Origin of the sequence: Mesorhizobium hawassense (genome assembly GCF_003289945.1) — a bacterium.
Lineage (GTDB): Bacteria > Pseudomonadota > Alphaproteobacteria > Rhizobiales > Rhizobiaceae > Mesorhizobium > Mesorhizobium hawassense.
Genome location: NZ_QMBP01000004.1, coordinates 437,155 through 451,024 on the forward strand (window position 1 = coordinate 437,155; position 13,870 = coordinate 451,024).

At 61.7% G+C, this 13,870-nt stretch carries 16 protein-coding genes; 12 read left to right on the forward strand and 4 right to left on the reverse strand.

The genetic code is table 11. The features are described from left to right. Positions 1-203: 203 nt before the first annotated feature. Positions 204-1,691: a PAS domain-containing sensor histidine kinase gene (locus tag DPM33_RS12155; protein ID WP_112097654.1), complete on the forward strand. Its 1,488-nt coding sequence runs from the start codon at positions 204-206 to the stop codon at positions 1,689-1,691. Next, complete coding sequence (gene fixJ, locus DPM33_RS12160; protein WP_245442092.1) at positions 1,681-2,292, forward strand: response regulator FixJ; 612 nt, start codon at positions 1,681-1,683, stop codon at positions 2,290-2,292. Before DPM33_RS12155 ends, fixJ begins: the two co-directional genes overlap by 11 nt. On the opposite strand, the gene DPM33_RS12165 is transcribed toward fixJ, so the two are convergent. Then, positions 2,289-2,552 carry a hypothetical protein gene (locus DPM33_RS12165; protein WP_342634333.1) on the reverse strand — a complete coding sequence of 88 codons (264 nt, stop codon included), beginning with the start codon at positions 2,550-2,552 and terminating at the stop codon, positions 2,289-2,291. The genes fixJ and DPM33_RS12165 overlap by 4 nt on opposite strands. A 62-nt stretch (positions 2,553-2,614) precedes the next feature. Further along, a complete protein-coding gene (locus tag DPM33_RS12170; protein ID WP_112097656.1) occupies positions 2,615-2,917 on the reverse strand; it encodes an SDR family NAD(P)-dependent oxidoreductase in 303 nt (100 codons plus the stop codon). Positions 2,918-3,302: 385 nt separating this feature from the next. On the opposite strand from DPM33_RS12170, the gene DPM33_RS12175 reads away from it, so the two are divergent. Then, positions 3,303-3,845 (forward strand): Hsp20/alpha crystallin family protein, encoded by a 543-nt coding sequence (locus DPM33_RS12175; protein ID WP_112097657.1) that lies wholly within the window; start codon positions 3,303-3,305, stop codon positions 3,843-3,845. A gap of 69 nt (positions 3,846-3,914) precedes the next feature. Here DPM33_RS12175 and DPM33_RS12180 read toward each other — a convergent pair whose 3' ends face one another. Beyond that, positions 3,915-4,106, reverse strand: a complete 192-nt coding sequence (locus DPM33_RS12180) for a hypothetical protein (RefSeq protein WP_112097658.1) — start codon at positions 4,104-4,106, stop codon at positions 3,915-3,917. 212 nt (positions 4,107-4,318) lie between these two features. Between DPM33_RS12180 and hemA the strand changes: the two genes are divergently transcribed. The 9 genes from hemA (at position 4,319) to arcC (ending at position 13,335) form a co-directional block, all read left to right on the forward strand. Then, on the forward strand, positions 4,319-5,596 hold the full coding sequence (gene hemA / locus DPM33_RS12185) for a 5-aminolevulinate synthase (RefSeq protein ID WP_112097659.1): 1,278 nt from the start codon (positions 4,319-4,321) through the stop codon (positions 5,594-5,596). Positions 5,597-5,671: 75 nt separating this feature from the next. Further along, a complete protein-coding gene (locus tag DPM33_RS12190) occupies positions 5,672-6,100 on the forward strand; it encodes a DUF2267 domain-containing protein (protein ID WP_112097660.1) in 429 nt (142 codons plus the stop codon). Between the two features lie 3 nt (positions 6,101-6,103). Further along, positions 6,104-6,814, forward strand: a complete 711-nt coding sequence (locus DPM33_RS12195) for a phosphoribosyltransferase (protein ID WP_112097661.1) — start codon at positions 6,104-6,106, stop codon at positions 6,812-6,814. An 11-nt stretch (positions 6,815-6,825) separates the two neighbouring features. Then, positions 6,826-7,275 (forward strand): pyridoxamine 5'-phosphate oxidase family protein, encoded by a 450-nt coding sequence (locus DPM33_RS12200; RefSeq protein WP_112097662.1) that lies wholly within the window; start codon positions 6,826-6,828, stop codon positions 7,273-7,275. Between the two features lie 91 nt (positions 7,276-7,366). Beyond that, entirely contained in the window at positions 7,367-8,611 is a 1,245-nt protein-coding gene (locus tag DPM33_RS12205; RefSeq protein WP_112097663.1) for an MgtC/SapB family protein, read from the forward strand. Positions 8,612-8,726: 115 nt separating this feature from the next. Then, the gene (arcD, locus tag DPM33_RS12210) at positions 8,727-10,193 is read left to right on the forward strand and encodes an arginine-ornithine antiporter (protein WP_112097664.1); all 1,467 of its coding nucleotides are present in this window, start codon (positions 8,727-8,729) and stop codon (positions 10,191-10,193) included. Between the two features lie 10 nt (positions 10,194-10,203). Continuing rightward, entirely contained in the window at positions 10,204-11,418 is a 1,215-nt protein-coding gene (locus DPM33_RS12215; RefSeq protein WP_112097665.1) for an arginine deiminase, read from the forward strand. Positions 11,419-11,429: 11 nt separating this feature from the next. Then, a complete protein-coding gene (argF, locus tag DPM33_RS12220) occupies positions 11,430-12,431 on the forward strand; it encodes an ornithine carbamoyltransferase (protein WP_112097666.1) in 1,002 nt (333 codons plus the stop codon). A gap of 1 nt (position 12,432) precedes the next feature. Continuing rightward, on the forward strand, positions 12,433-13,335 hold the full coding sequence (gene arcC, locus DPM33_RS12225; RefSeq protein WP_112097667.1) for a carbamate kinase: 903 nt from the start codon (positions 12,433-12,435) through the stop codon (positions 13,333-13,335). Positions 13,336-13,378: 43 nt separating this feature from the next. Here the strand turns inward: arcC and DPM33_RS12230 are convergent, their stop codons facing one another. Then, entirely contained in the window at positions 13,379-13,741 is a 363-nt protein-coding gene (locus DPM33_RS12230; protein ID WP_208648385.1) for an SHOCT domain-containing protein, read from the reverse strand. Positions 13,742-13,870 lie beyond the last annotated feature (129 nt).

Consider the following 13,870-nt stretch of genomic DNA (forward strand, 5'->3'; position numbering starts at 1 on the left):
GGGGCAGAACCTTGACGTCGGTCAAATCAATGGTCTGTTTGCGAATGCGGGCCCGAGTGCTAAATCATCAACCCCATACCTTCATCTCAGAAGCAGGATGCAATGTGAGCAAGGGAGAGTCAGCTGCCGCGGACACCATCTCTGGCACGTCGGGCCCGCCCCCGGGACGTGACGAGTTACCGGAGCATGGGCTTCTTGCGCTGATGTTCGAGCAGGCACCGGGCTTCATGACATTGCTCAAGGAGCCTGGGCACATATTCGAATTGGCAAATGCGGCTTACAAGCGAATGATCGGCCGGCGGGAAGTCATTGGCAGATCAGTGCGTGAGGCGCTCCCGGATCTCGCCGGTCAGGGCTTTTTCGAGCTGCTCGACCGGGTGTACGAAACCGGCGAGCCCTATGTCGGCAGAAGCGTCAAGGTCGTCTATCGCAACACCGAAACAGGCGCTCCTGAGGAGCGCATCCTCGACTTCGTCTATCAGCCCATCCACGCCAGGGACGGCCGCATTACGGCTATCTTCGTTCAAGGTACGGATGTCAGTGAGCTATCGTTCGCCAACGCCGCCCTCCAGTTGCGCGAAGATCACCTGCGCTCGATCCTGGCGACGGTGCCTGACGCCATGGTCGTCATCGATGAACAGGGCTTGATCCAGTCCTTCAGCACGGCCGCCGAAACGTTGTTCGGCTATAAATCCCATGAAGTCATCGGTCAGAACGTCAACCTGCTGATGCCGACGCCTTATCGCGAGGAGCACGATGCCTATCTGCAACGATACCTGTCCACCGGGGAGCGTCGCATCATAGGACTGGGGCGCACCGTGACGGGTATGCGCAAGGACGGTTCGACCTTCCCGATGGAACTTGCCGTGGGCGAAATGCATCCAGGCACGGGCCGCTTCTTCACCGGCTTCTGTCGCGACCTGACAGAACGCCACAAGACGGAGGCCAGGATGCAGGAACAGCAGCAGGAACTGCTGCATATGGCGCGCTTCACGGCGCTCGGAGAGATGGCCTCGACATTGGCGCATGAAATAAACCAGCCGCTGACGGCGATCACGAATTACCTCAAGGGAAGCCGGCGTCTCTTGGAAAGAAGTAATGATCAGCACGCCGCTCTGTTGCGGGATGCGGTCGAAAAAGCAGCGGAGCAGGCCCTGCGCGCCGGCGACGTCATTCGTCGCCTCAGGGATTTCGTCGCGCGTGGTGAAAGTGAGCGTCAGGTCGAACGCCTGCCGTCTCTGATCGAAGACGCCTCCTCGCTTGCGTTGGTGGGCGCCAGGGAAGCGGACGTGCGTGTCACCTACGAGCTCGATCCGGCGGCCGAGCTTGTCTTGACGGACCGCATCCAGATCGAACAGGTGCTGCTGAACCTGATGAGAAACGCGGTGGAGGCCATGCAGGGGGCGCCACGCCGCGAGTTGCGGATCATCACTGCTGTCCGGCACGATGGCATGGCGGAAGTCGGCGTGATCGACACCGGGCCGGGCCTGGCGCCGGAGGTATCAGCCCAGCTTTTCCAGCCTTTCGTCACCACAAAGAAACAGGGCATGGGCGTGGGCCTGTCCATTTGTCGCACTATCGTGGAGTCGCATGGTGGCCATATCTGGGCTGAGGCAGTGCCCGGCGGAGGCACCGCGTTTCGGTTCACCTTGCGCGCCGTCGATAAGGAAGAGGTTACCCGTGGTCAGTGATATCGTGCATGTGGTCGACGACGATATCGATGTGCGCAAGTCGCTGGGTTTTCTCCTCGCGACAGCCGACTTTGCCGTACGCCTTCATGAATCCGCGAGCGCATTCCTGGCAACGGAACCGAAGGAGATCGCGGGTTGCATCGTCACCGACGTGCGCATGCCCGGCATTGACGGCATAGAGTTCCTTCGGCAATTGAGGGCACGCGGCCATACCGTTCCGGTTATAGTCATGACGGGGCACGCCGATGTCGCCCTCGCTGTCCAGGCGATGAAGGAGGGGGCTGCCGACTTCATCGAGAAACCGTTCGACGACGAGGTGCTGATCGAGGCGATCCGATCGGCCGTGGACAATAGCAATCACGCCGTCGCTACGCATCCGCAATCAGCTGAGATCCGCGCGAATCTTTCCAAGCTCTCCGATCGCGAGCGTCAGGTGCTCAACGGACTTGTCTCCGGATTGCCCAACAAGACGATCGCCTATGATCTCGGCATCAGTCCGCGCACCGTTGAAATCCATCGCGCGAACGTTATGAGCAAGATGGGTGCCGGCAGCCTGTCGCATCTGGTGCGCATGGCTTTGATAGCCGACCCCAAGACTTAGTGGGAATTCCGCACCGGATCCCAATCGCCTTTCTCGGGATCCCATGGGCGCCAGTGGGTGGGATGGACTTCGACACGTGCCCCGGTCGCGGCATTTTTCCAACCCATCGACTCTTTCCTGCAAGGAAATACGAGCACGTGCACACCGTCTTGATCAAAGACAGCCAGTTGAAGGCTTGGGCCAAATGGCGCGCTCGCGATGGGATTCCACATCGGATCATCTTGATGCAAGGAATTGTTCGACGCTTTGATTTTGATCATTTCTCGACCGGCGCCACTTTCTGTCGCGCTCCGGCTTCGCGGTCCACTGGGCCTTTGATTGATCATCTTGCCGTGCTCCCACCGTCGATCAGGTGATAGCTGCCGGTTAGGAAGCCCGCCTGATTTGATAAAAGCGCGTGTTTGCTCGCCACAAAGGCGCAAGCGTTCGGCCTTCCGACCGAACCCAGTATGGACGACATGCTCCCGAGCTTAGACGCGATCCGCCCAGCGGTATCCACCGCTGAGGAATGGTCGGTATCCGCGACGACGACATGCGTTCCACGGGTGGCCAGCTCAAGGGCAATGGCCGCGCCGATTCCCGATCCAGCCCCGGTGGCGATCGCCGTTTTGCCCTTGAAATCCATGGTCGTAGCTCCGTTGATAAGTAGCCAACTAGCGATCGCCGAAGCGCGTCGCCTTGACTGCCGTCAAATCCAGATCGTTTCGTATGCCGCGCAGGATCATCTCCGTTTGGCCAAATTCGACTCTTCCTCGGTTGTTTGACTCGGATCAAAGATCGCAACTCGTAGCGGTGCTTGGATGCGGGCCTCGACAGGTCAGTCAGGATGGGCCATGCGGGCGCGACGATCCGCGCCAAACGCGGAGAATCGCGAAGTGGTGGACCAGCTGGCAGGACGCCTGCCGAGCGGGTCCGCTGGCCTCGGCTCTAACACCTTGTGGCAATCCTGGTGGGAAGAGCAGAGGCAGCGGCACCTGCCTATCAAACTGTTCAATCTTATGGAGAGAACCATGGCTGAAGCCGCCACCAAACTGCCTGTGAAAACCGAAAAAGCCACGCCTGCCTCGCCAAGATCGGATAATTGGACGACGCCGTTCGAGAGCTTGCGTCGCGAGGTCGACCGGCTTTTCGATGACTTCCATCCCTTCGATTTCCGGCTGCCGTCTTCTCGTTCGCTTTTCGGGCGCGAACTGCCTGCGTTGCGCAGTGCCGGCTGGCCGGTAGCGCCGGCAATCGACCTCGTTGAAAAGCCCGACGGGTTCGAGATCACCGCCGAACTGCCGGGCATCGACGAGAAGAACGTCGATATCAAGCTCGCCAACAACGTCCTTACGATCAAGGGCGAGAAGAACGAGGAGAAAGAGGAGAAAGACAAGGACTATTACCTCTCGGAGCGCCGCTACGGTTCTTTCCAGCGGTCGTTCCAATTGCCTGATGGGGTCGATGCCAACAAGATCGACGCCAGCTTCGCCAAGGGCGTGCTGACTGTGAAGATGCCCAAGACGGCGGAGGCGCAGAAGGCCGAGAAGAAGATCAGCGTGAAAGCCGCCTGATGGCGCCTACAAGTGCCAGTGCCCCGGCAGGTGTACTGGCACTGCTTTTCCAGCCTGGTTGTAGTCGACTTACCCGGGCTGATCGTCCGGCTTGGAGGGAGCATTCTCCCTTTCCGTGTCTGCCTGCTGTTCCGCGATTTCAAGCTTGTGCTTCTCTCGCGCAAGCAAGCCTTCAATGACCCGCCGCTTCTCCGGGTCATTCTCCCGGGCGAGCAAATCTTCGAAATGGGCGATGTTGGCCCGTGCAATGAACCGGTCCACGACACTTCCCTCAAATGCCGACGAAACGCTCTGATGTTACAATGGACATGGCCGCCATCCTACCCCAGTTCGTTCACATTCTACCGCGCTCTCAGACTCAGGCGCCAGGCAAGACTTGTTCAAGAATTTGACCTAGCTCAATGTGAGAGCCGCGCTTTGAAGGCAAAAGCAATCGAAGAACCTCCCCGCGGCCAGGACAGGAAACTTCGGACATGAACTACCAGCGGTTCTTCGAGGATGCGATCGACCAGCTCCACGCCGAGCGTCGCTACCGCGTTTTCGCCGACCTCGAGCGCATCGTGGGCAAGTTCCCGCGCGCCATCTGGCGTTCCAACGGCCGCGCCCAGGAAATCACCGTCTGGTGCTCCAACGACTATCTCGGCATGGGCCAGAACCCGGATGTGATTGCTGCCTTCCAGAGCGCCGCCGGCAGGATGGGTTCGGGCGCCGGCGGCACCCGCAACATTTCCGGCACGTCCAACCCGCTGGTCGAGCTCGAGCATGAGCTCGCCGACCTGCACGACAAGGAAGCAGCACTCGTCTTCACTTCCGGCTTCGTCTCCAACGAAGCCTCGATCTCGACCATTGCCCGGCTTCTGCCCAACTGCCTGATCATCTCGGACGAGCTGAACCATGCCTCGATGATCGAGGGCGTGCGCCGCTCGGGCGCCGAAAAGAAGATCTTCCGCCACAACGACGTCGCGCATCTGGAAAGCCTCTTGCAGGCGGCCGGACGCGAGCGCGCCAAGCTGATCGTCTTCGAAAGCGTCTATTCGATGGACGGCGACATCGCGCCGATCAGGCAGATCGTCGAGCTCGCCGAGCGCTACAACGCCATGACCTATATCGACGAGGTCCATGCCGTCGGCATGTACGGCCCGCGCGGCGGCGGCATCACCGAACGCGAGGGCCTTGCCGACCGCATCGACATCATCGAAGGCACCCTCGCCAAGGCCTTCGGCACGCTGGGCGGCTACATCACCGGCACCAGCGCCGTCATCGACGCGGTGCGCTCCTATGCGCCGGGCTTCATCTTCACCACCGCGCTGCCGCCGGCGATCGCGGCCGCCGCCACCACCTCGATCCGGCATCTGAAGCGCTCGCAGGCCGAGCGTGACGCGCAGCAGAGCCAGGCCGCCCGCACCAAGCAGGTGCTTGCCGCGGCCGGGCTGCCGGTTATGGAATCGGCCACCCATATCGTGCCGGTCTTGGTCGGCGACCCCGAGCTTTGCAAGATGGCCAGCGACCGCCTGCTCGGCGTGCACGGCATCTACATCCAGCCGATCAACTATCCGACCGTGCCGCGCGGCACCGAGCGGCTGCGCATCACGCCGACGCCCTTCCACTCGGACGCGCTGATCGCCGAATTGCAGGACGCGCTGGTCGAGACCTGGGATGCGCTGGGCATCCCCTATGGCGCCGCCGGCCAGCCCGCTATCGTGAAAACCGATCGGATCATCCCACTCATCGTGAACAACGCGGGCGGCTGAATCCCGGGCGTGAAACTTGATCCGGCGCAATGGGCCGGTTCGGCCCAAGTGAAAGCGAATTGAAGGATAACCAAGATGACCCATTCAGTTTCGCACTCCTCCATTACCCACTCCGCCGAGCAGGCGCAGCAATGGGTGAACGAACTCGCAAAAGATTTGGACTGGAATGAGCAGAGCGCGTTTCGGCTGTTGAAGTCGGTCCTCCATGCCTTGCGCGATTGGCTCTCGCCCGAGGAAATGGCCGACCTGTCGGCTCAGTTGCCAACGCTGATCAGAGGCATCTACTTCGAAGGGTGGAACGCAAGCCAACTGGTATGCGAGCGCAAGAAGCGCGACTTCGTGATCTGCGTCAGGAAAAACTTCGGCTACGAGCCGGAGATCGATGTCGACAAAGCAATCAGCGCGGTGTTCAAGCTCCTCGACCGCCACATTTCCCACGGCGAGATCGTCCAGGTCCGCAATTCCATGAAGAAGTCGCTCCGCGAACTCTGGCCGGAGGGATGACCGATGTTTCGTGATCGCCAAGAGGCGGGACAAAAGCTCGGAGCATCGCTGGAGCTGATTCAGCTGAAAGATCCGATCGTCCTTGCCCTGCCACGTGGTGGCGTTCCCGTCGCTGCCGAGGTGGCGAAGGCCCTCAAGGCGCCGCTGGATCTGGCGATCGTTCGAAAAGTGGGAGCACCGGGAAATCCGGAACTGGCAGTGGCCGCTATCGTGGACGGCGACCCACCGGATGTCGTTCTCAACCGGGAGATCGTGGAAGCCTACGCTCTCGATGACAGCGCCCTTCGTGTTCTGATCGCTCAGGAACGCCCCGAATTGGAGCGGCGCCGAGCCGCTTATCGTGGGAAAGACCTACCATTGTCAGTCGCCGGCAAAACCGTTGTCATCGTCGACGATGGGGCAGCGACGGGAACGACGATGAAGGTCGCCATTCGCGCGTTGAAGCGCCGTTCGCCGCGAAAGATCATTGTCGCTTTGCCCGTGGCGCCTCCTGAGGTCGTCGATGAACTTGCGCAGGAAGCGGATCTGACGATCTGCCTCGTTCAGCCTGCCCGTTTTCGTGCGCTCAGCTATTACTATGGCACCTTCCCGCAGCTTTCCGACAGCGAGGTTCTCGACGTGCTAGCCTTGGCTCGCCCAAACCGCCGCAATGCCGAGGAAAGAAGACGCTCGGGTGCCCGCACCGCCGATAAATCGCGTGAAGCCGGCACATAGGAATTTCGGCGATGCAAATCCGTACCCTTTCCGCGCTCGAATGCACGAAACTGCTGACAGCCAATCGCGTCGGCCGCCTGGGCTGCGCGAAGGATGGACAGCCCTATGTCGTGCCAATCTATTATACCTATGCAGACAATCGCCTTTATGCATTTTCAATGCTGGGGAAGAAAATCGACTGGATGCGCATCAATCCGCTTGTATCGGTTCAGGTCGACCGACACGGCAGTGCCCAAGGTTGGAAAAGCGTCGTCGTCAGCGGGCGTTATGAGGAATATCCCGATCGGATCGGGCACAAGGCGCAGCTCGAACACGCATGGTCGTTGCTCAGCAAGCACGCCGACTGGTGGGAGCCAGGCGCACTCAAGCCGATCGCCTCCTCAGACGCGGAGCATCTTCCCCATGTGTTCTTCAGCATCTTCATCGTGGAGGTTTCGGGCCGCGAGGCGTCGGAGAGCTAACCCGACAGTTGCCAGCCCGAGCGGTAGCTGTGGCAAGCCAGCCCCCAGTGGAAGGGGCGGGCTGCAAATGCAGCCGGGTTGAGGCCTGTTCATGGATTGGCTCATCGTCCAACTTGGCGTCGGCTTGGCTATAGGCTTGCTCGTTGGACTGGAGCGCGGTTGGAGAGAGCGCGACGCGCCCGACCGGAGCCGAACAGCAGGCATTCGGACATTCGGTATCGCCGGGCTTCTTGGCGGCGTGGTCGCGGCATTGGCCGAAGCAGTCAACGCGATGTCGGTGTTGGTCGCCGGCTTCCTTGCTTTCGCTGGCATCTTCGCATGGTTCAAGGCCCGCGAAGCCGCTCATGATGAGGATTTCAGCGTTACGACCGTCATTGCGGGGCTGGCTGTGTTTGCCCTTGGCGCACTCTGCGTGGCCGGTGATTTTCGCGTCGCGGCCGCTGGCGGCGCGGCACTGGCGGCACTCCTTGCAAGTCGCGAAATCCTGCATGGGCTCTTGAAGCGTCTGACCTGGATCGAGCTGCGCTCCGCATTGGTCCTGGCGGTGATGACGGCCGTAATCCTGCCCCTGCTGCCAAATCGTACGCTGGACCCCTGGGGCGGTTTCAACCCATGGGAAATCTGGCTTCTGACAGTGCTGATGGCCTCGATTTCGTTCGCCGGCTATGTCGTGGTTCGTGCCTTGGGCAATACGCGCGGCTTGCTTGTCAGCGCGCTTGCTGGCGCCGTCGTTTCGTCCACTGCCGTTACTCTATCATTGGCTCGCACGGCCAATGCAGCAAAAAATCCCATCTCTTTCGCGGGTGCCGCGGCGCTGGCAGCGATGGTTTCGATCTTGCGTGTTTGCTTCGTCACTGCGGTGCTCCTGCCGAGTGTAGCCGTATCCATCGCCGCACCCGCGCTTGCTGCTGCGTTGGCGTTTTGTGCCTGCGGAACGTTCGCCTTGGCATTTCGCGACGAGAAGACCGATAGCCCCGGCGCGGCGCGTAATCCATTCGAACTGGTTCCCCTGCTGATGTTTGCGTTGCTGTTTGGAATCGCCTCGACGGCAAGCGCCGCGTTGGCCCTCCAATTCAAGGAGCAAGGCCTGCTGGCGAGTTCCGCTATTGCGGGCGCATTCGATGTCGATGCCTCCGTGCTCAGCGCCATACGACTGGCCAAGCAGTCGATCCCGATCGAAGTGGTGGGCCATGCGGTCCTGACGGCGCTGATGGCCAACGCAATCGGGCGCCTGTCCCTGGCGATTGTCGCAGGGCCGGCGAAATTCTGGCTGCCCCTTGCCGGCATGACGTTCACCGCCACGGCTGCGGGCTATGGCGTCGCGCGCTTCTTCTAGCATCGTGGCGGCCTGATTTTCGGCCGCTGTCGCAAGGGATCGGATTTGACCGGCATCAAGGCCGGCGGCCTTCTTTCCTGCTGGACTCCTCCCAGTTCAAATTCGGGAGAGCATCATGTCCACGACGGAAATCAACATCCCAATCCGTGAAGCCGTGACCACGGCTTCGACGAAGCTCCGGCTGGGTTCCCTGACAGCGCTGGTGATCGGCTCGATGGTGGGATCAGGCGTCTTCAGCCTGCCGCAGAACATGGCGGCTGGCGCGGGTCCGCTCGCGATCCTGATCGGGTGGGTCATCACCGCGGTCGGCATGCTTGCCCTTGTGTTCGTCTACCAGTCGCTGGCGGTGCGCCGGCCCGAGCTCGACGCCGGCCCCTATGCCTATGCCAAGGCCGGCTTCGGTCCGTTCGTCGGGTTCAATAGTGCCTGGGGCTATTGGATCAGCGCTTGGGTCGGCAACGTCTCCTACGCGGTAATAGTGTTCAGCGCGCTGTCCTATTTCTTTCCTGCCTTCGGGGACGGGAACACCTGGCAGGCGGTGATCGGCGCATCGATCCTGCTGTGGGCCATCCACTTCCTGATCCGTGCCGGCATTCGCCAGGCCGCGATCGTCAACACCGTCGTGACCGTGGCCAAGATTGCTCCCGTCGTCCTCTTCGTCGGCGTCGTCGCCGTCGCCTTCAAGCTCAACGTCTGGTCGCTCGATTTCGCGGGTCTCGGCAATGCCTCACTCGGCACCATCGCGGCTCAGGTCAAGAGCACGATGCTGGTGACGCTCTGGGTCTTCATTGGCATCGAAGGCGCCAGCGTGTTCTCTGCACGGGCGGAGCGCCGCAAGGACATAGCGAGCGCGACGGTGCTCGGCTTCTTCACGTGCCTCGCGCTCTACGCATTGGTTTCACTGCTTTCGCTCGGCATCCTCAGCCAACCTGAACTCGCCGCATTGAAGAACCCGTCGATGGCAGGTGTGCTGGAAGCGGTTGTCGGGCCCTGGGGAGCCGTGCTCATCAATCTCGCGCTCGTCGTCTCGGTCGTCGGCGCGTTCCTGAGCTGGACGCTGCTTGCCGCCGAGATTCCGCATGTCGCCGGCAAGGACGGGACCATGCCGAAGTTCTTTGGCCGAGAAAGCGAGCGCGGCGTTCCTTCGACGTCGCTGCTCATCACCAACCTGCTCGTCCAAGCCTTCCTTGTCATCACGCTCTTCGCGCAAAGCACCTACCAGGCGCTCTTCTACATCGCCTCGGCCGCCATCCTCGTGCCCTACATTTTCTCCGGCGCCTTCGCCGCGAAGTTGGCATTGACCGGCGAAAGCTACCAAAGCGGCGAGCGACGCACAGGACCGCTCCTCGCAGGTGTGCTGGCAACGATCTACGGGTTGTGGCTCGTCTATGCGGCGGGACCTGCGTACCTGTTCATGTGCGCGATCCTCTATGCCCCGGGCATCATCTTCTACGTCTGGGCCCGTCGCGAGGGCAGTCAGCGCGTCTTCCACCCGGTGGAAGCAATCATCGCGGTCGCGCTGGTCGCCGTCGCAATCCTTGCCGTCTACGAGATGTGGACCGGCGCCGTCAGCGCGCTTTGAGAGCCATCCCATGACAAATCTCGGGGTACATTCGGAAGTCGGTCGCCTGCGCGAAGTGATGGTCCACAGGCCGGATCTCAGCCTGCGCAGGCTGACCCCGGACAACTGCAAGTCGCTGTTGTTCGACGACGTGCTGTGGGTAAAGCGGGCGCGCCAGGAGCATGACGTCTTCGTCGACGCCCTACGCGAGCGCGGCGTGATCGTCCATTCGTTCGGTGAATTGCTCACGGAAACCATGGGCATCGGCAAGGCCCGAGACTGGCTTCTCGATCGCCGGGTGCATGCCGGGGTCGTTGGCCTCGACATGGTCGACGAGATGCGCGGCTGGCTGAACGAAATGTCGGCCGGCCTGCTGGCAACCTGTCTGGTCGGCGGCATCGCTCGCGCCGAGCTGCCGTTCGAGCCCAAGGGGCTGACCGGAAGGACCCTTGCCGCGCAGGACTTCGTCCTGCCGCCGCTGCCCAACCAGCTGTTCACGCGCGACAGTTCCTGCTGGATCTATCGCTCGGTGTCTGTCAACCCGATGTATTGGCCCGCGAGGCGGCCCGAAGCTGCTAACGTCGAGGCGGTCTACCGCTTCCACCCGCATTTTCGTGACGGCGGCATTCCCTTCGTATCACCCCAGGTCGGGACGGGTATCAGCCTGGAAGGCGGCGACGTCATGCCGGTTGGCGGCGGTGTCGTTCTCGTGGGCATGGGCGAGCGCACCACGCCGCAGGCGGTCGGTGATCTTGCCCGCGGCCTTTTTGCCGCCGGCGAGGCCACGCGCGTGATCGCGGCACTTATGCCTCGTGATCGCTCCTTCATGCATCTCGACACCGTCTTCACTTTCTGCGACCGCGACCTCGCGACCATGTATCCACCGGTGGTCGAAAGATTGCGCACCTTCTCGATCCGACCCGGAGACGGTGACGCCGCGGTCGAGGTCAGGGAAGAGAACGCCCCCTTCACAAAGGTCGTTGCTGAGGCTCTCGGACTGAAATCGCTGCGGATCATCGCCACCGGCGGCGACCGCTACGAGGCCGAGCGTGAGCAGTGGGATGACGGCAACAATGTCGTCGCGGTCGAGCCCGGTGTCGTCATCGGCTACGATCGTAACGTCTACACGAACACGCTCCTGCGCCGCGCCGGTATCGAGGTGATCACTGTCGAGGGCGCCGAACTCAGCCGCGGCCGCGGCGGCGGCCATTGCATGACCTGCCCCATCGCCCGCGATCCCATTTGAAAGGACACCCAATGTCGATCAACCTGCATGGCCGTTCGGTGCTCTCGCTGGATGACCTTTCCGCCGAGGAAATCCGCTTCCTCCTGAAGCTGGCCGCCGATCTGAAGGCCGCCAAGCAGGCCGGGCATGAGATACCCCGCCTGGTTCGCAAGAACATCGCCCTCATCTTCGAAAAGGACTCCACGCGCACGCGGACGGGATTTGAAGTCGCCGCCTATGATCAGGGCGCTCACGTCACCTATTTCGGTCCGTCCGGCAGCCATATCGGACACAAGGAATCCATGAAGGACACCGCCCGCGTGCTCGGGCGTATGTATGACGCGATCGAGTATCGCGGCTTTGCGCAGCATCAGGCCGAAATGCTGGCAACGCATGCCGGGGTGCCTGTCTACAACGGCCTGACGGATGAAGCGCATCCGACGCAGATCCTCGCCGATTTCATGACGATGCGCGAATTCACGCACAAGCATCTATCGGATATGACCGTCGCATTCGTCGGCGAGGGACGCGACAATGTCGCTCAGTCGCTGGCATTAGGAGCCGCCAAGGTCGGCATGGACATGCGCATCGCATCACCGAAGGAGCTCTGGCCAGACCAGGAATTCTGCAATCATGTCAAGGGTGTCGCGGAGCGCAGCGGGGGCCGCTTCCGACTCGACGAAGACATGAAGGGCTGCGTCCAGGATGCTGACTTCATCTATACCGATGTCTGGATGTCCATGGGCGAGGACAAGTCCGGATGGCCGGAGCGCATCCGCCTCCTGACGCCATATCGGGTGACAAAAGATATGATGGCGGCCAGCGGCAATCCGCATGTGAAATTCATGCACTGCCTGCCGGCGTTCCACGACACCGATACCGAAGTCGGCGCCTATATCGCGCGTGAATTCGGTATCGACTGCATGGAGGTGACCGACGAGGTGTTCGAGTCCGGCGCCTCGATCGTCTTCGACCAGGCGGAGAACCGCATGCACACGATCAAGGCGCTGCTCGTCGCAACGATCGGCAACTGACATGCTGATCGTGGCTGCGCTGGGCGGGAACGCACTGCTGCGGCGTGGCGAACCCATGACCGCCGAAAACCAGCGCAACAACGTCAAGCGCGCCGCATCCGCCCTGGCCGCGCTGATTGAAGAAGGCCATTCGCTCGTGATCACGCATGGCAATGGCCCGCAGGTCGGCCTGCTTGCGCTCCAGTCGGCTGCCTCACCGGATGGGGCTTTCCCGCTCGACGTTCTGGGCGCCGAGAGCGCCGGCATGATCGGCTACATGATCGAGCAGGAACTCGCCAACCTCGCCTCTCAGCGACTGTACGCTACACTGCTGACGCAGGTGAAGGTCGATCCGAACGATGCCGCTTTTTCGCATCCGACAAAGCCGATCGGGCCAGTCTATGACGAACCGTCAGCGAGACGGCTTGCAGCGGAGCGCGGCTGGTCGATAGCGCCCGACGGCGACAAATGGCGCCGGGTCGTGCCCTCGCCTCGTCCGACCGAGATTCTGGAAGCATCCGTCATTTCCTTTCTCGTCGACCATGATGTCATCGTCATCTGCACGGGTGGTGGCGGCGTTCCCGTCGTCACGCGCGAAGATGGCGGCATGGTCGGCGTCGAAGCTGTCATCGACAAGGACCTGGCCAGTTCGCTGCTGGCGCGCCAGCTGAAAGCCGACATGCTGCTCATGCTGACGGATGTCGATGCAGTCTATGCCGGCTTCGGCACGCCGGATGCCCGCGCTCTGCGCAATGTCGGAGCAACGGAGCTTTCGGGGAAGGATTTCCCCGCCGGCTCCATGGGACCCAAGATCAACGCGGCGATCGAGTTCGTCCAGGCGACGGGCAACCCTTCGGCGATCGGCCGGCTCGAGGACGCGGTGGAGATCGTCAAGCGGCGCCAGGGCACCTGGTTCGAACCCTAGCTTCGTTCGGAACTCATCCTCGCAGCCGGGGCGCCAACGCCACTTATTCGCCGAGCACGCGGCGCCTTTCCTCGAATTCTTCCTTATCGATCTCGCCGCGCGCAAATCGCTCGCGAAGAATATCAAGCGGTGCTCGGCTCGCGACCGGGTGATGCGGCGACACTAGCCCCGACCACGGTCCGCCCAGCCCGCGGACGACAATAACCGCGACTGCCACCAGCATCGCGAGGAAGAGGATCATGAACAGCGGACCGAAAATCATGGCATACCAACCTCCACCCCACATCATGTGGGGCCCCCAATCGTACCTTCCGATGTCGGACGGCGCCTGCGCCCGCGCCGCGCTGGGCACAAGGGCCAGAACAGCGCTTGCGGCCGCGACGGACTTCATCAAAGCCTTCTGCATTGGCTTGCTCCATCTTGAATGAACAATATTCTACGCCGTTGGTCGGGTTCCACTTTGCGCGAGATCAACCGCGCTCGCGGCGTGCTCGCATAGCGGCGCCACGGCCGGTTCGCTACGCTGAGCTTGACT